17 protein-coding genes and 1 tRNA gene are annotated in these 15,301 nt (G+C 66.8%); 12 read left to right on the plus strand and 6 right to left on the minus strand.

Annotated elements, in window-relative coordinates; all coding sequences use genetic code 11:
• Positions 1–17 precede the first annotated feature (17 nt).
• Positions 18–770, plus strand: a complete 753-nt coding sequence (locus E3T34_RS03950; protein ID WP_134342230.1) for a phosphoglyceromutase — start codon at positions 18–20, stop codon at positions 768–770.
• An 86-nt stretch (positions 771–856) separates the two neighbouring features.
• On the opposite strand, the gene phoU is transcribed toward E3T34_RS03950, so the two are convergent.
• On the minus strand, positions 857–1,513 hold the full coding sequence (gene phoU, locus E3T34_RS03955) for a phosphate signaling complex protein PhoU (protein ID WP_104100148.1): 657 nt from the start codon (positions 1,511–1,513) through the stop codon (positions 857–859).
• 180 nt (positions 1,514–1,693) lie between these two features.
• On the opposite strand from phoU, the gene E3T34_RS03960 reads away from it, so the two are divergent.
• Both E3T34_RS03960 and E3T34_RS03965 read left to right on the plus strand, forming a co-directional pair.
• Complete coding sequence (locus E3T34_RS03960) at positions 1,694–2,848, plus strand: cell wall metabolism sensor histidine kinase WalK (RefSeq protein WP_104100147.1); 1,155 nt, start codon at positions 1,694–1,696, stop codon at positions 2,846–2,848.
• Entirely contained in the window at positions 2,845–3,525 is a 681-nt protein-coding gene (locus E3T34_RS03965; RefSeq protein ID WP_134342231.1) for a response regulator transcription factor, read from the plus strand. Before E3T34_RS03960 ends, E3T34_RS03965 begins: the two co-directional genes overlap by 4 nt.
• Before the next feature lie 70 nt (positions 3,526–3,595).
• Here E3T34_RS03965 and E3T34_RS03970 read toward each other — a convergent pair whose 3' ends face one another.
• Complete coding sequence (locus E3T34_RS03970; protein ID WP_134342232.1) at positions 3,596–4,072, minus strand: hypothetical protein; 477 nt, start codon at positions 4,070–4,072, stop codon at positions 3,596–3,598.
• Between the two features lie 165 nt (positions 4,073–4,237).
• Between E3T34_RS03970 and E3T34_RS03975 the strand changes: the two genes are divergently transcribed.
• From E3T34_RS03975 to rlmB, 4 genes are all read left to right on the plus strand, one after another.
• The gene (locus E3T34_RS03975; protein ID WP_104100144.1) at positions 4,238–4,720 is read left to right on the plus strand and encodes a CarD family transcriptional regulator; all 483 of its coding nucleotides are present in this window, start codon (positions 4,238–4,240) and stop codon (positions 4,718–4,720) included.
• Between the two features lie 205 nt (positions 4,721–4,925).
• Entirely contained in the window at positions 4,926–6,164 is a 1,239-nt protein-coding gene (gene ispD / locus E3T34_RS03980; RefSeq protein ID WP_134342233.1) for a 2-C-methyl-D-erythritol 4-phosphate cytidylyltransferase, read from the plus strand.
• Positions 6,161–7,576 (plus strand): cysteine--tRNA ligase, encoded by a 1,416-nt coding sequence (gene cysS, locus E3T34_RS03985; protein WP_104100142.1) that lies wholly within the window; start codon positions 6,161–6,163, stop codon positions 7,574–7,576. Before ispD ends, cysS begins: the two co-directional genes overlap by 4 nt.
• Entirely contained in the window at positions 7,576–8,688 is a 1,113-nt protein-coding gene (rlmB, locus tag E3T34_RS03990) for a 23S rRNA (guanosine(2251)-2'-O)-methyltransferase RlmB (protein WP_104100141.1), read from the plus strand. Before cysS ends, rlmB begins: the two co-directional genes overlap by 1 nt.
• Before the next feature lie 125 nt (positions 8,689–8,813).
• Here rlmB and E3T34_RS03995 read toward each other — a convergent pair whose 3' ends face one another.
• Positions 8,814–10,142 (minus strand): DUF4032 domain-containing protein, encoded by a 1,329-nt coding sequence (locus E3T34_RS03995; protein WP_134342234.1) that lies wholly within the window; start codon positions 10,140–10,142, stop codon positions 8,814–8,816.
• 93 nt (positions 10,143–10,235) lie between these two features.
• Positions 10,236–11,333: an ABC transporter ATP-binding protein gene (locus E3T34_RS04000; protein ID WP_104100139.1), complete on the minus strand. Its 1,098-nt coding sequence runs from the start codon at positions 11,331–11,333 to the stop codon at positions 10,236–10,238.
• Positions 11,334–11,585: 252 nt separating this feature from the next.
• On the opposite strand from E3T34_RS04000, the gene E3T34_RS04005 reads away from it, so the two are divergent.
• Entirely contained in the window at positions 11,586–12,500 is a 915-nt protein-coding gene (locus E3T34_RS04005; protein ID WP_104100138.1) for a thioredoxin domain-containing protein, read from the plus strand.
• A 73-nt stretch (positions 12,501–12,573) separates the two neighbouring features.
• A tRNA-Thr gene (locus E3T34_RS04010) sits at positions 12,574–12,646 on the plus strand.
• Positions 12,647–12,662: 16 nt separating this feature from the next.
• Here E3T34_RS04010 and E3T34_RS04015 read toward each other — a convergent pair.
• Positions 12,663–13,241: a nitroreductase family protein gene (locus tag E3T34_RS04015; protein ID WP_104100137.1), complete on the minus strand. Its 579-nt coding sequence runs from the start codon at positions 13,239–13,241 to the stop codon at positions 12,663–12,665.
• A 3-nt stretch (positions 13,242–13,244) separates the two neighbouring features.
• A complete protein-coding gene (msrB, locus tag E3T34_RS04020) occupies positions 13,245–13,646 on the minus strand; it encodes a peptide-methionine (R)-S-oxide reductase MsrB (RefSeq protein ID WP_104100136.1) in 402 nt (133 codons plus the stop codon).
• Positions 13,647–13,836: 190 nt separating this feature from the next.
• Between msrB and E3T34_RS04025 the strand changes: the two genes are divergently transcribed.
• The 3 genes from E3T34_RS04025 (at position 13,837) to E3T34_RS04035 (ending at position 15,211) form a co-directional block, all read left to right on the plus strand.
• Positions 13,837–14,148: a DUF3263 domain-containing protein gene (locus E3T34_RS04025; RefSeq protein ID WP_134342235.1), complete on the plus strand. Its 312-nt coding sequence runs from the start codon at positions 13,837–13,839 to the stop codon at positions 14,146–14,148.
• 62 nt (positions 14,149–14,210) lie between these two features.
• Entirely contained in the window at positions 14,211–14,795 is a 585-nt protein-coding gene (locus E3T34_RS04030) for a LytR C-terminal domain-containing protein (RefSeq protein ID WP_134342236.1), read from the plus strand.
• Between the two features lie 212 nt (positions 14,796–15,007).
• Positions 15,008–15,211 (plus strand): cold-shock protein, encoded by a 204-nt coding sequence (locus E3T34_RS04035; protein WP_104100133.1) that lies wholly within the window; start codon positions 15,008–15,010, stop codon positions 15,209–15,211.
• Positions 15,212–15,301 lie beyond the last annotated feature (90 nt).

The raw sequence follows: 15,301 nt of genomic DNA on the forward strand, positions 1-15,301 counted from the left end.
TCGGTAGAGTTGGACTCATGTCAGATGCATACAATCTCATCCTTCTCCGTCACGGCCAAAGCCTATGGAACCAGGAAAACCTTTTCACCGGCTGGGTGGATGTCAGGCTGAGCGAGCAGGGCGCGGGCGAAGCCAAGCGCGCCGGCGAGCTTCTCGCCGAGTCGGGCCTGCTGCCCGACATCCTGCACACCTCATTACTTACCCGCGCCATCCAGACCGCGAATATCGCTCTGGAAGAAGTTGACCGGCTGTGGATCGACGTCAAGCGCTCCTGGCGGCTCAACGAGCGCCACTACGGCGCCCTGCAGGGCCTCGACAAGGCGGAGACCCTCGCAAAGTTCGGGCCCGAGCAATTCCAGCTGTGGCGCCGCTCCTTCGACGTTCCGCCGCCCGTGCTGGCCGACGATTCCCGCTGGTCTCAGGCGCACGACCCGCGTTACGCGGCGCTCGGCGACGACCTGCCCCGCACCGAGTGCCTCAGCGACGTCGTCGACCGGATGCTGCCCTACTGGGAATCCGACATCACCCCCGACCTGCGTGCGGGCAAGACGGTTCTCGTCACCGCCCATGGCAACTCGCTGCGCGCGCTGGTCAAGCACCTCGATGGCATCAGCGACGCGGACATCGCCGAGCTGAACATCCCCACCGGCATCCCGCTGGTCTACCGCCTCGGCGCGGACATGATGCCGCTCGGCCCCGGCCGCTACCTTGACCCCGAGGCTGCCGCCGCCGGTGCTGCCGCTGTCGCGGCCCAGGGAAACAAGAAGTAGCGTCTAACCCACCAGGAACGAGAAAGCCCCGGAAGCGACTGCTTCCGGGGCTTTCTCGTTCCTGGTGACGCCGGAACGCCTGGACTCTAGGCGTTCGTGTTCTGCTGCCAGGCGCCGGTGCCGAGGTACTGCACCTTCTTCGCGATCGAGACCGCGTGGTCGGCGAAGCGCTCATGGTAGCGGCTGGCGAGGGTGGAGTCGACCGTATCGGCCGCCTGGCCCTTCCAGGTCGCCCCGAGCACGGCGTCGAACACGCTGAGGTGCAGTGCGTCGACCTTGTCGTCTTCGTTGCGGATGGTTTCGGCCAGCTTCATGTCCTCATTGGTCAGAAGCGCGGTGAGCATGTGCGCGATTGCCGTGACGAGCGTGCCCATCTCGGCGAAGGTGGCGCGCAGGCTTTTCGGCACGACCTTGTCGGGGAACCGGTAACGGGCCAGCTGGGCGATGTGCGTGGACAGATCGCCCATCCGTTCGAGCGACGCGCTGATGCGCAGGGCGCTGACGACGATGCGCAGGTCGCGTGCGACCGGCTGCTGGCGGGCCAGGATCGTGATGGCCAGCTCATCGAGTTCGATGGTCAGCTCGTCGATCTTCTCGTCTTCGGAAATCGCTTCTTCCGCCAGACCGACGTCGGACTCGTTGAAGGCGCGCGTCGCCTTGTCGATGGAGATCGCCACGAGTCGGGAGATCTCGACAAGGCGATCCTGCACTTCGGCGAGTTCCTGCTGGAATACTTCACGCATGGTGTGTGGTCCTTCCTGGGCGCGCGTAACACGCAGACGCGTGAGACCCACCTGGCCCCACCGAATCATGGGGGAGGGAGGTTAACGGCAGGTGCCGTGGTCTTGAACTCTACCTAAAGTAGCCTGCGCGCCGGGACGGCCCTGTCACCCACCCGGAATAAACGTCAGTATTCTGGATGAATGGAATCGACAGGGCTTGTGCTTCTGGCGCTGGCCCTCGGCCTGACTGTCGGGGCCGGTTTCATGACGCTGCTGCACGTGGCCGAGCGTCACGGTCGGCGCGCCGCCGAGGTCGTCAACCCGGCCGTCCCCGACGGAATCGACCAGGTGCTCGACGCGCTGGAGACGGCCGGTGCCGTCGTCGACCCGTCCAACAACGTGATCAAGGCATCCCAGGCCGCGGTGTCGATGGGACTGGTCTGGAACCGGCAGTTGGTGCACTCCGAGCTCCTGAACCTGATCAGCCAGGTGCGCCGTTCCGGCGAGCCGATCTCGGACCATCTGGTCCTCTCCCGCGGGCCCTTCGGTGATGCCAGCATGCGGGTGCGGGTGCGGTTGGCCCGGCTGGGAACACGGTACGTTCTGGTGCTGGCGGAGGACCGCACCGAGGCCTTCCGGCTCGACGAGGTGCGCCGGGACTTCGTCGCCAACATCAGCCATGAGTTGAAGACGCCCATCGCCGCCGTGGGGCTGCTGGCGGAGGCGCTCACCCAGGCGGCGGACGAGCCGGTGCAGGTGCGCCGCTTCGCGAACCGCCTCACCACTGAGTCCGGTCGCCTCAGCCGCCTGACCCAGGAGATCATCGAATTGTCCCGCCTACAGGCGCAGGATTCCCTGACCGAGCCCGAGATCGTCAACGTCGACGTCATCGTGGCCACGGCGGTGGACCAGAGCCGGGTCACCGCGGAGGCGGACCGGATCACGATCGCCCTCGGCAAGAAATCGGGGGCTGAGGTGAGCGGCGACGAGCGGCTCCTCGTGATGGCCGTGCACAATCTCGTGGCCAATGCCGTGAACTACTCAGCAGAGGGTTCCCGCGTCGGGGTCGGGGTGCGCAAGAACGCCGGAGTCGTCGAGATCAGCGTCACCGACCAGGGCGTGGGCATCGAGGAAGCCGATCTTGATCGGATCTTCGAACGCTTCTTCCGGGTCGACCAGGCCCGCTCGCGGCACACCGGCGGTACGGGGCTCGGCCTCGCGATCGTCAAGCACATCGTTCAGATCCACGGCGGCGACATCCGCGTCTGGTCGCAGCCGGGCAGCGGTTCGACCTTCACCATCCGCCTCCCGGAGGCGCCGCACCCCGCTTCGGCGGCGATAGGAGACACCCCATGACCCACATCCTTCTAGTCGAAGACGAGAGCGCGCTCAGTGAGCCGCTGAGCTTCCTGCTCGAGCGGGAGGGGTACGAGGTCACCGTCGCCGAAGACGGTCCGAGCGCCATCAGCGAGTTCGACCGCACCGGTGCAGACCTGATTCTGCTCGACCTCATGCTCCCCGGCATCCCAGGCACGGAGGTGTGTCGGGAGATCCGCACGCGGTCGTCAGTGCCGATCATCATGCTGACCGCCAAGGACTCCGAGGTGGACATCGTGGTCGGGCTCGAGCTCGGCGCCGACGACTACGTCACCAAGCCGTATTCGACCCGGGAACTGCTCGCCCGCATCCGTGCCGTTTCCCGGCGCCACACCGACGAGGTCGGGGAGGACCTGAGCCTGCTGTCGGCGGGCACAGTGCGGATGGACACCGAGCGGCACACCGTGACAGTGTCCGGCGAGATCGTGAACCTGCCGCTGAAAGAATTCGAGCTGCTGGAGTTCCTGCTCCGCAATGCCGGCCGGGTGCTCACTCGAGGTCAGCTGATCGACCGGGTCTGGGGCAGCGACTACTTCGGTGATACCAAGACCCTGGACGTGCACATCAAGCGGATCCGGTCGCGGATCGAAGCCGCCCCCTCGGATCCGACCATGCTGGTCACCGTGCGCGGCCTGGGCTACCGCTTCGACGCCTGAGGCCGGGGGCGACGGAGGGCGCCCGCGCGGGAATGCGTGCCGCGATCCGGAGCGGCCGGTCGCCCTCGCCCTACGGGGCGGAGGTCGGCAGCAGCGTCGAGTACTCCTCGAGCGAGCCGTCGAGCACCGGGACGAGAACTTCGACGCCGGTCTCGTTGCCGTACTGGAAGAAGACGGGGAACAGCGATCCCGGCGCGACGTCGGCCGCGACGGTGACGGTCGGGGCATCCGGTGTGCCGAACGTGACGCTGGAGTTCGCGTCCACGTTCACCTCCTGGGTGAACTTCTCGGTGCCGTCGTCGTACTGCACGTTCAGGCTGTGTGCCGAATCGCCCGAGTTGACGACGGTGACCACGAGGTTGGCGATGTTGCCGTCGTCCGACAGAAGCATGGCGTTGCGGATGGCGAGGTCGCCGACATTGCCGCTGACTCCGTCGCTCGCGTCGTATTTCGCGGTCGTCGACTGCGGTGCCAGGAGATTGCAACCGCTGGTCCCCAGAAGGATGCCGGTCGCCACAACGACGGACACGATGATACGAGCTTTCACAACGCCTCCAACAGATCACCGTTCCGCCTGACGGCCAAACGCTGCAAATTTAGCTTTCCCCTTCAGCCTACCGGCTCCCGTCGGGCTGAGCCGCGCGCGCCCGGGCGCGGCGCACCTTACCACTGGCGGCTGTGGTATCCTCGACGTTGCTGAAGGGATACACACATGCTGTTTGAGGTTGGCGAAACTGTCGTTTATCCCCACCATGGTGCTGCGACGATCACCGAGGTGAAGACGCGCATGGTCAAGGGTGAAGAGAAACTGTACCTGAAGCTGAATGTCACCCAGGGCGATCTGACCATTGAGGTTCCCGCCGAGAACGTCGACCTGGTCGGCGTTCGCGACGTGATCGGCCAAGAGGGTCTCGACAAGGTGTTCGAGGTGCTGCGCGCTCCCTTCACCGAAGAGCCCACCAACTGGTCCCGCCGGTACAAGGCCAACCTGGAAAAGCTCGCATCCGGCGACGTCATCAAGGTGTCGGAGGTCGTTCGTGACCTGTGGCGCCGCGACCAGGACCGGGGCCTGTCCGCCGGCGAGAAGCGGATGCTGGCCAAGGCCCGTCAGATTCTTATTTCAGAGCTGGCCCTGGCGGAGAAGACCGACGAAGAGAAGGCCTCCACGGTCCTCGACGAGGTCCTGGCGTCCTAACCGGCATAGCCGGAACCGGCAGAACCAGAACCCACGTAACCAGACTTGCTTTCGATGGAGGGCGGCGCCGCGAGGCGCCGCCTTTCGCATTTCGTGCTTCCGACGCCCGCACCGACGCGGTCTTTTGCCGCAGTACCTCCCGCACCACTTCGTACTCACCGTCTCGCGTCCATTCGTCGCCGACCTCACCAGATAGCGTCCAGATATGACTGAAACCCCTGCGCCCCAGGTCGCAGTCATCGTCGTCGCCGCCGGGAGTGGCAGCCGACTCGGGCACGTCGAGCCGAAGGCGTTCGTCTCGCTGGCCGGACGCACGCTGCTCGAACGCGCGCTTGCCTCTGTGTTCGGGATGCGGGACCCGGTGCAGGTCATCGTCGTAGCGCCCGACACCCACTTGGCTCACGCCCGCCGGGTCGCCTCGAGGGCGGGCGGGGCAGCATCCGTCGACGTGGTGGCCGGCGGCGCCACCCGACAGGAATCGGTGAACCGCGGCCTGGCCGCGCTGCACCCCGGCGTGCGCACCGTCCTGGTGCACGACGCCGCGCGTGCCCTCACGCCCGCCGCGCTCTGCGACGCCGTCGTCGACGCGGTGCAGTCAACCGGTCACGGCATCGTTCCCGGCCTGGCCGTGGTCGACACCATCAAGAAAATCTCCGCTGCCGGCGAGATCCTGGGCACGGTGGACCGCGCCGCACTCTCGGCCGTGCAGACCCCGCAGGGCTTCCCGAGGGAGATGCTCACCGCCGCGGCCGCCGCGGCATCCGCCGGCTCGTCGCTCGCGGCGACCGATGACGCGGGCGTGGTGGCCGCCGCCGGCTACCCGGTCAGCGTGATCGCCGGGGACCCGCTCGCCTTCAAGATCACAACCCTGTGGGACCTGGGCCGGGCCGAGGCCCTGCTCGGCGCGCGCGTGCCGGCCCAGTCCGCGCCCCGCACCGACACCGCGCCCCGCGTGGGCACCGGGCTCGATGTGCACGCCTTCGACGACGACTCCGAACTGTGGCTCGCCGGCCTGCACTGGCCGGGAGAGCGCGGACTGTCCGGGCACAGCGATGGCGATGCCGCCGTGCACGCCATCTGCGACGCCCTGCTCTGCGCCGCCGGGTTGGGCGATATCGGTGGTGTCTTCGGCACATCCGATCCGCGCCTCGTCGGCGCCCATGGCGACGTGTTCCTCGGCGAGACCCTGCGCCTGCTGGCGGCCGCCGGATTCCGGGTCGGCAACGTCACGGTGCAGATCATCGGCAACCGGCCCAAACTCAACACGCGCCGGGCCGAGGCGGAGGCGCTGCTCGGATCGCTGCTGAAGGCGCCGGTCGCCGTGTCGGCGACCACGACGGATGCCCTGGGCTTCACTGGCCGCGGCGAGGGCCTCGCCGCCATCGCGACGGCGCTCATTCTCCCCGAACCCCCGGCAGACCCTGACCTAAGCTGGGAAGCGTGACCATGCGACTCTACGATTCCAGGGCCCAGGCCCTCCGCGACTTCATACCCCTCACGCCCGGCGCGGTGGGTATTTACGTTTGTGGACCCACCGTGCAGTCCTCGCCCCACATCGGCCACCTGCGCAGCGCCCTCGTCTACGACCAGCTGCGCCGCTGGCTCACCTACCGCGGCTTCGATGTCACCTTCGTGCGCAACGTCACCGACATCGACGACAAAATTCTGGCCCACGCGGTCGGGGGCACCGAGCAGTGGTGGGCGCTCGCCTACCGCTACGAGCTGGAGTTCACCGCCGGATACCAGCGGCTGGGCATCCTCGCCCCCAGCTACGAACCCAGGGCGACCGCCAGCATCCAGCAGATGCAAGACCTGATCACCCGACTGATCCAACTCGGGCACGCCTACCCGGCCGATGACGCCTCCAGCGACGTCTACTTCGACACGGCGAGCTGGCCCGACTATGGTGACCTCACCCGTCAGCGGCGCGGCGACATGGAACCGGCAGCGGATGCCGACCCGCGTGGCAAGAATGACCCACGCGACTTCGCCTTGTGGAAGGGTCGCAAAGTCGACGAACCGGAGTCCGCCTCCTGGCCGTCCCCGTGGGGAGCCGGCCGTCCCGGCTGGCACATCGAGTGCTCGGCCATGGCGTCCCGCTACCTCGGCTCCCACTTCGACATCCACGGCGGCGGGCTCGACCTGCGCTTCCCGCACCATGAGAACGAGCTGGCCCAGTCCGCCGCCGCCGGCGACGGCTTCGCGAGCTACTGGGTGCACAACGGTCTCGTCAACGTGAACGGACAGAAGATGTCCAAGTCGCTGGGCAACTCGGTCTTCGCGGCGGAGCTGCTCGACCAGGCGCGCGCCATCGTCGTGCGCTACTACCTGGGGGCGGCCCACTACCGTTCCACCATCGACTACCACGAGGGTTCCCTCGTGGAGGCCGAAGCGGCCCTCGAAAGAATCGAGAGCTTCCTCGACCGCGCCGACCGCCGCCTGGCGGACACCCGCTTCGCCGGATCCGGCGTCGAGATCGTCCCGGACGAATTTGCGTCCGCCATGGACGACGACCTGGCGGTGCCTCAGGCTCTGGCCGTGTTGCACGACACCGTGCGTACCGGCAACGCGGCGCTGGACGCCGAAGATCTGCACGCGGCCGCCGCCGCGCGTGGTCACGTGCTCGCCATGAGTGAGGTCCTCGGAATCAACCCGCTCTCACCGGGCTGGTCCGTGGCCACGGACGAACCGGCCATGATCGCACTCACCGCCCTCGTCGAGCGCCTGCTCGACGATCGCGAAATCGCAAGGCAGGGCCGCGACTATGCGGCCGCAGACCGTATCCGGGACGAGCTCGTCGCCGCCGGAATTACCATCGAAGACACCCCCTCGGGTGCCCATTGGAGTTTTGACTGATGAAGAACACAGACCGTAAGTCCCGCACCGGGGCCGTGCGCAAGGGCAGCCGGGGACCACAGGTCGGTTCCGGCGGCCAGGGACGCCAGGCGCTCGAGGGCAAGAAGCCCACGCCCAAAGCGGAAGACCGCCCCTACCACCCCGCCGGCAAACGCAAGCTCGCCCAGGACCGCTTCGTCGCGGCCGGCGGCGGCCGCAGCCGCGGTTCCGCGGGTCCCAAGAGCGCGCCGCGCAGCGCCACCACCGGCAACACCGGCGGCGGCGGAGCGTCCACCCGCCGGGCCAAGCAGATCGACGAGCATGAGGTTGTGACCGGGCGCAACTCCGTACTGGAAGCGCTGCGGGCGAAGATCCCCGCCACGGCCCTGTACATCGCCACGCGCATTGAAATGGATGAACGGGTGAAGGAGGTCCTCACCCTCGCGACGACCCGCGGCATCCCCGTCCTCGAGGTCATGCGCCCGGAGCTCGACCGCCTGGCCGGCCGGGACTCGGTGCACCAGGGTCTCGCGCTCAAGGTGCCGTCCTACGAGTACGCCCAGCCCCTCGAGCTGCTGGAACTGACGATCAGCCGCGGCCACAAGCCGCTCTTCGTCGCCCTCGACGGCATCACCGACCCCCGCAACCTCGGCGCCATCATCCGCTCGACGGCCGCGTTCGGCGGACATGGCGTGATCGTGCCGCAGCGTCGGTCCGTCGGCGTGACCGCGTCGGCGTGGAAGACGTCGGCCGGCGCCGCTGCCCGACTTCCCGTCGCCATGGCCACCAACCTGACCCAGTCGCTCAAGGCGCTCAAGGAGCGCGGCGTGCTCGTCATCGGCCTCGCCGGTGATGGCGACACCCAGCTGCCCGAGCTCGGCATCGGTTTCGCCGAGCGCCCCATCGTGATCGTGGTCGGCAGCGAGGGCAAGGGGCTGTCCCGCCTCGTCACCGAGACCTGCGACGCGATTGTGTCGATCCCGATCAGCGCCTCGACCGAATCCCTCAACGCGGGGATTGCGGCCGGCGTGACACTGTACGAGGTCTCCCGACTGCGCGCGGCTGCCAAGGCCGCCAAGGTCGCGAAGCAGGCAGCCGCCGCGACGGCGGCAGCCGCCTCCGCAGCCTCTTAACCCGACCCGCCGGCCGGGCGCCCGCCAGGCAGGCCGAACCGCGAGAAAAGCCCCTTAATCCCACAATTGGCGGCCTTTTCTCACGGTTCGGCTGGGTACACGGACCAGGCGGAGCGCCGGCCGGATCAGACCTTGAGGCGCCAGTCGGCCGCGTCGTCGGCGGCCGACTCGGCCGCGTCCGCCAGTGCGGCGGTCTCATCGTCGGTCACGTCGATCGGGATCGTGATCTCGCCGGTGGCCGGCTCGATCACGGTGGCCTCGTCGCGGCGGTGCCGGAGCACGTCCTTGACGTAGGAGGTGACGGCTTCGGCCAGCGGGATGTCCCTGGACTGGTTCTGGGCCATGAACCAGCGGTGGTCGAGCAGCTGGTGGAAGACCTCGGCCGGTTCCAGCTTGCCCTTGAGATCGCGGGGAATGGCCCGGATGACGGGTTCGAAGACGCGCACCAGCCACTCGTGCGCCAGCATCTCCTCGTCGGCCTCCGGGTCGCCGTAGGAGACCCGGTAGGAGTCGAGGTCGTTGAGCAAGCGCCGGGCCTGGTTCTCCTCGGCGTCGAGCCCGGTCAGTCGCAGCAGGCGCCGCTGGTGGTGGCCGGCGTCGACGACCTTCGGCTGGATGCGCACGGTCGTACCCGTGTTGTCCGTCTTGATGGCCAGTTCCTCGATGTCGAACCCGAGGTCGTTGAGGCGTTCGACGCGTTCCGTGATGCGCCAGCGTTCGGAGCTGGAGAAGGATTCCGACCCGGTGAGCTCTTTCCAGAGCAGCCGGTAGGCGGCCACGATCCCATTGCTGACCCGAATGGGATCCAGCTCGTCGGCCGCTCGACCGCCGGCCTCGAGGTCCATGAGCTCACCGGCGATGTTGACGCGCGCGATCTCCAGGTCGTTCTCGCGCTGGCCGTTGGAGAGCCCGCCTGGATATAGCTGCCCGGTCTCGGCGTCGACCAGGTAGGCGGCGAACGCGCCGGCGTCACGGCGGAAGAGGGTGTTGGACAACGACACATCACCCCAGAAGAGGCCGGCCATGTGCACGCGTACCAGCAGCAGGGCCAGGGCGTCGACCAGCCGGGTGGCGGTGTCGGGCCGCAGGGTCTGCGAGTAGAGCGCGCGGTAGGGGAGCGAGAACTTGAGGTGCCGGGTGACGAGCACCGAATTCAGCGGCTCGGCGTCGTCATCGGTGCGGTTCGTGATCACGGCGAGCGGCTCGACGCAGGGAATTTCCAGGCCCTGCAGGGTACGGAGCATCTCGTACTCGCGTTTGGCCATCTCGCTGGTGGTCTCCTTGATGGCGACGACACGACCGCTCAAATGAGCGAAGCGCACAAGGTGGCGGGAGATGCCTTTGGGCAGGGCTGCGATGTTCTCGTTCGGCCAGGCATCCAGCGGGAGGTTCCAGGGAAGGTCAAGTAGGGCTGGATCGGCAGTGGCCGATGTGATGTTGAGTGAACCGCTCATCCGTCGAGTTTACCGGTGTGCTCCGCAGTCGGGGAACGACAAAACGGCCGAACGGAGCATGCTCCGTCCGGCCGTTCGTTGACGAGCGGGTGCCTAGTCGGCGACTGCTCCACCGAGGCGCAGGCCGGTCTCGGCGTCGAAAACGTGCATGTGGTGCGGCGTCGGGGTGAGGTAAACGGTGTCGCCGGCGGACGAGTGAGAACGGCCATCGACGCGAGCGACGATATCGGTGCGCTTGCCCTCGACCGTGGAGTGGCCGTAGAGGTAACCGTCGGCGCCGAGCTCCTCGACCAGGTCGACGGCAACTTCGAGGCCCTCGCCATGCGTGGTGGACAGGTGGATGTCCTCGGGGCGAACGCCGATCGTGACCTTCTTGCCGGTGGAGCCGGCCAGGGTCTCGCGGGGCACGGGGATCGTTGCGGTGCCGAATTTGACGCCACCGTCGACGGTGTCGGCCAGGAACAGGTTCATGGCCGGGCTGCCGATGAAGCCGGCAACGAAGACGTTGTTCGGCTTCGAATACAGGTCGCGAGGCGTGCCGACCTGCTGGAGCACGCCATCCTTGAGGACCGCGATGCGATCGCCCATGGTGAGGGCTTCGGTCTGGTCGTGGGTCACGTAGACCGTCGTGACGCCGAGGCGGCGCTGGAGCGAAGCGATCTGGGTGCGGGTCTGCACGCGCAGCTTGGCGTCGAGGTTCGACAGAGGCTCGTCCATCAGGAACACCTGGGGCTGACGCACGATCGCACGGCCCATGGCGACGCGCTGACGCTGGCCACCGGAGAGTGCTTTCGGCTTGCGGCTCAGGTACGGCTCGAGGTCGAGCAGCTTGGCGGCCTCGAGAACGCGGGCGGCGCGCTCATCCTTGTTGACGCCGGCGATCTTGAGCGCGAAGCCCATGTTCTCGGCGACCGTCATGTGGGGGTACAGAGCGTAGTTCTGGAAGACCATGGCGATGTCGCGGTCTTTTGGCGGGACATCCGTCACGTTGCGCTCACCGATGAAGATGTTGCCGTCGTTGACTTCTTCAAGGCCGGCGAGCATGCGCAGGGACGTGGACTTGCCGCAGCCGGACGGGCCGACCAGCACGAGAAACTCGCCGTCGGCAACCGACAGGTCGAGCTTGTCAACGGCGGGAATAGAGGAACCCGGATACAGGCGGGTCGCCTTGTCGAACGTGACTGAAGCCATGGTTGATTACTCCTTCACCGGCAGGTACGTGCCGGACGATCCGTTGTGATGGGTTACTACGCCTGCCACACGTCATGTGCCACAGGTCAACTTTCTAAGTATGTCATGTCGGGGGATCGCGGCGACGGCGGGAATTCTGCGGCGGAGCCCGCCTACAGGCCTCGTCTGGACGTTTCCCAGAAAGGGGACCTACTATTTGGGAGGCATTCGCAAATGGCTTGCCTCTGCACTAACTACTCGGAGCGAGCATTCATGACTATTGGCGGATCGGGCGACAGCCGTCCCTCTAAGAATCAGCGACGTGACGCGGTGCGCACCAAGGCCAAGCGGATCCGCGAGGAGCAGAAGAAGAAGGACCGCCGTTACCGGGTCGCCTTGCGCAGCGGAATCGCCGTCGCCGGCGTCGCCATTGCCGCGGTCATCGTCGTGGTCATCATCAACTCGATTCCCCCGGTCGGCCCCGGTCCGGCGAACATGGCCAGTGACGGCGTGCTGATCTCCGAGGGGATGACCCCGGTCACGACCTCCGCGCTCCAGCCCGAGGCCAAGCCGATACCGTCCAAGCCGGATGCGACCGGCACGGTCGCCGACATTCGCGTCTACGCCGACTACCTCTGCCCGTTCTGCAGCGAGTTCGATGCCGCCAACAGTGACCAGATCAGCCAATGGGTCACGTCGGGTGCCGCGACCGTGGAGATCCACCCGGTTTCGATCCTGACCCACAAGTCCTCCGGCACGAAATACTCGCTTCGGGCTGCGAACGCCGCCGCATGTGTGGCCAATTACGCCCCCGCAAACTTCTACGACTTCAACGCCATCCTGTTCCAGGAACAGCCCAAGGAGGGCACTGCCGGTCACGACGACGCGGCCATCAAGGGCCTCGTGAAGGACGCCGGCGTGAGCGACCGGGTGTCGCAGATCAACGCGTGCATTGACGATACGACCTTCAAATCGTGGGTCATCGCATCCACCGACCGGGCTCTGTCCGGTCCGTTGCCGAACACCGAGGTCGAGGCCATCACCGGCACACCCACCGTGCTCGTCAACGGAAAGCAGTACGTCGGCGCACTCGACGACCCGAGGGAGTTCGCGGCCTTCGTGCTACAGGCGGCCGGTGCGACCTACTCCACCTCGACGCCGACCCCCGAGCCGGCACCGGCAGGGTAGTCGCCCCGCTTCGATGGCGGCACAGCACGGGTTCGTCATTTAGGATAATTAGTCAAGGCGTCAATCGCCTCATGCCGGCCTGGCGCAATTGGTAGCGCACCACTCTTGTAAAGTGGGGGTTACGGGTTCAAGTCCCGTGGCCGGCCCTGTTCTCTCATCGCTTCAGATCGTGATTCTCTCGGTGACGGTTTCCTCGAGGGCGCTGAGAAAATCCGTCGGATCGATCGGCGAGCGCACGCCCGGTTTTGCATCGGCCGGAATGCCCCCGACGTACAGCCAGCCGAGCAATTCTTCCGAGGCCGCGAGGCCGTGGGTTTCGTTCACCGGCTGCGTGCGGGCCAGGGCGCCGGAACGCCACATGACGCCCCAGCCCTGGGCGGCGAGGAGAAGGCTCAGCATGTGGGCGACACCGGCCGCGACGGCGTCCTGTTCCCAGACCGCCACCGTGTCGCTTTCGCGACGGCTCGCGACCACGGCGATCAGAAGTTCGGCGCGCAGCGGCTTAGCGGCCAGCCTGGCGGCTTCGGCGCCGTTCAGCCCGGCGGCCTCGACCATGGCCTCGCCCAGGCGGCGCCGGGCGTCACCGCGCAACTCGATCAGCCGCCACGGACGCAGAGCGCCATGGTCGGCGACACGGGCCGCGACAGCCACCAAAGGCAGCAGTTCCGCATGGCTCGGTGCCTGCCCGGTGACCTTGGAGTGGGAGCGTCGATGATTGACCGTATCAAGGAGGTCGGGCAACGCTTACTCGACCGGCTTGAAATTGAGCGAGATGGAGTTCATGCAGTACCGGTCGCCGGTGGGCGTTCCGAATCCGTCGTCGAAAACGTGGCCCAGGTGAGAGCCGCACTTAGCACAGCGCACCTCGGTGCGCACAACCCCGAGGGTGCGGTCTTCGAGGAGTTCAACGGCCTCGGGACGCACCGATTCGTAGAAGCTCGGCCAGCCGCAACCGGAGTCGAACTTCGTGCCGCTTTTGAACAGCTCGGCATTGCAAGCCCCGCAGGTGTAAATCCCGGAGCGGCCCTCATCGAGGAGCTCGCCGGCCCACGCCCGCTCGGTGGCGGCGCCGCGCAGTACGGCGTACTGCTCGGGGCTCAGCTCCGCGCGCCACTGCGCATCCGACTTCTCGACCTCGTAGTCCATGTTCCGTTCCTTCCTGCTCGACCCCGGAGAGGCCGAAATCTGTCCGTATCAACACTAAACTCGCCAGACCGCGGTGGTATTCCTCGATCAGGAGCCCGGCAGGATTTTCCACCTTGGACAGCACGGCCAACGGCCCAGCGAGTACGCAGGCATCGACAATTAGGATTGCAGAGATCGAGGGAGGTGGCACGTGGACGGAGCTCCCGGCTCGTCGACTCCCGCGGAGCCTGCCTCGGAGTCCTCCTCGCCGGCAGGCTTGTCCGCGCGCGACCGGTTGATCCTCGCCTTCGAGCGGCAGTGGTGGAAGCATGCCGGCGCCAAGGAACAGGCGATCCGGGCCGAGTTCGGCCTCTCGGCCGCCCGGTACTATCAACTACTGGGGGTTGTGATCGACTCGCCGCTGGCCCTGGCCCACGACCCGATGCTGGTGAAACGCCTGCAGCGGCTGCGCGACGCCCGGTCGCAGGCAAGGGGCCGCCGGTCGCTACAGTCCACCGATTGACTCCCTGACCTGCACCCTTCCCGTGTCTCATCACCACTACAAAGGATCTGACCAGCCTCACGATGCCGAATTCCTACGCTAAAGACCGCTTCGACCACTTCCCGCACTTCCTGGAGCGGGTGGGGGCCCACCGCGCGCCCGGCAAGAAAGGGCGCGGCTGGGTCGCAGTGTGGTGGTCTCTTGGCGCAACCGTGCTGCTGGTCGGAATCGGAGTCGTCGGCCTGGCCGTCCTGAACAACAACCTGAACTTCGAGTTGCCGGGCACGGCGACGACTGCTGACAGCACGGCCGAGCCGAGCGCCACTCCGAGTGACACTCCGGCGCCGGCGCCGGTGCCGACGCCGGCCGCGACCGTGGACCCTGACTCGACCGTGACCGTTTTAAACGGGACCGCCGGCGAGGGGATCGCCCGGTCCGTTGGCGATCTCCTCGAGGCGGAGGGCTGGACGATCGAAGAGCTGGACAACGCGAGCACGGAGGATGTGCAGACGACGACGGTTTACTACGCCGACGCGGCCCTGGAGGGAGCGGCCCGCGGAGTCGCGGAGTCACTGCCCGGCTCGGAGGTGCTGCTTTCAAGCGATTTCGCCGATTCCGCAGCGGACCTGACCGTTGTTGTCGGCGCCGACTACGAGCCGGCCGAATAGCCGTCGCCTATACGTCCGGCGCTCGCGCGTCAACCCCCTTTCGTTCTTCCGGAGCTTCCGTAAATTGGGCGTTGGTCCCTCATTTTGTTTGTCCGGGCGTTCTCGCAGGAGACGTATTCCATCGGTCGAATGCAATGGACGCAATCCTTGCGCCAGGCCCGGTACGGCCAGCGGGCGCGTGTCGACGAATTCACAGCAACAAGGAGTTATACATGGCGAACGGAACCGTCAAATGGTTCAACGCTGAAAAGGGTTTCGGCTTCATCACCGTCGATGGAGGTGGCCAGGACGTCTTCGTCCACTACTCGGCCATCGACATGCACGGCTACAAGGTTCTGGAAGAGGGACAGCACGTCATCTTCGAACTGGGTACAGGGGCAAAGGGGCCCCAGGCAGAAGCGGTTCGTCCGATCTGATCCAGCGGGGGATGTTCCAGCGGTCGACCGCAGGGTCGGGTCGCTCCCAGGCATGTGTGCGCGGCAGTGCAGCCGCGTTAGGGTTTGGGG

Source organism: Cryobacterium sp. TMT1-62 (assembly GCF_004403145.1).
Lineage (GTDB): Bacteria > Actinomycetota > Actinomycetes > Actinomycetales > Microbacteriaceae > Cryobacterium > Cryobacterium sandaracinum.

What these genes read in the sequence shown, in the direction of transcription:
- E3T34_RS04030 (WP_134342236.1), top strand. Translation starts at nt 14,211, where the DNA reads ATGCCGAATTCCTACGCTAAAGACCGCTTCGACCACTTCCCGCACTTC.
- E3T34_RS03975 (WP_104100144.1), top strand. Translation starts at nt 4,238, where the DNA reads ATGCTGTTTGAGGTTGGCGAAACTGTCGTTTATCCCCACCATGGTGCT.
- E3T34_RS03950 (WP_134342230.1), top strand. Translation starts at nt 18, where the DNA reads ATGTCAGATGCATACAATCTCATCCTTCTCCGTCACGGCCAAAGCCTA.
- E3T34_RS04035 (WP_104100133.1), top strand. Translation starts at nt 15,008, where the DNA reads ATGGCGAACGGAACCGTCAAATGGTTCAACGCTGAAAAGGGTTTCGGC.
- msrB (WP_104100136.1), bottom strand. Translation starts at nt 13,646, where the DNA reads ATGGACTACGAGGTCGAGAAGTCGGATGCGCAGTGGCGCGCGGAGCTG.
- phoU (WP_104100148.1), bottom strand. Translation starts at nt 1,513, where the DNA reads ATGCGTGAAGTATTCCAGCAGGAACTCGCCGAAGTGCAGGATCGCCTT.
- E3T34_RS03995 (WP_134342234.1), bottom strand. Translation starts at nt 10,142, where the DNA reads ATGAGCGGTTCACTCAACATCACATCGGCCACTGCCGATCCAGCCCTA.
- rlmB (WP_104100141.1), top strand. Translation starts at nt 7,576, where the DNA reads ATGAAGAACACAGACCGTAAGTCCCGCACCGGGGCCGTGCGCAAGGGC.
- E3T34_RS03960 (WP_104100147.1), top strand. Translation starts at nt 1,694, where the DNA reads ATGGAATCGACAGGGCTTGTGCTTCTGGCGCTGGCCCTCGGCCTGACT.
- ispD (WP_134342233.1), top strand. Translation starts at nt 4,926, where the DNA reads ATGACTGAAACCCCTGCGCCCCAGGTCGCAGTCATCGTCGTCGCCGCC.
- E3T34_RS03965 (WP_134342231.1), top strand. Translation starts at nt 2,845, where the DNA reads ATGACCCACATCCTTCTAGTCGAAGACGAGAGCGCGCTCAGTGAGCCG.
- E3T34_RS04005 (WP_104100138.1), top strand. Translation starts at nt 11,586, where the DNA reads ATGACTATTGGCGGATCGGGCGACAGCCGTCCCTCTAAGAATCAGCGA.
- E3T34_RS04000 (WP_104100139.1), bottom strand. Translation starts at nt 11,333, where the DNA reads ATGGCTTCAGTCACGTTCGACAAGGCGACCCGCCTGTATCCGGGTTCC.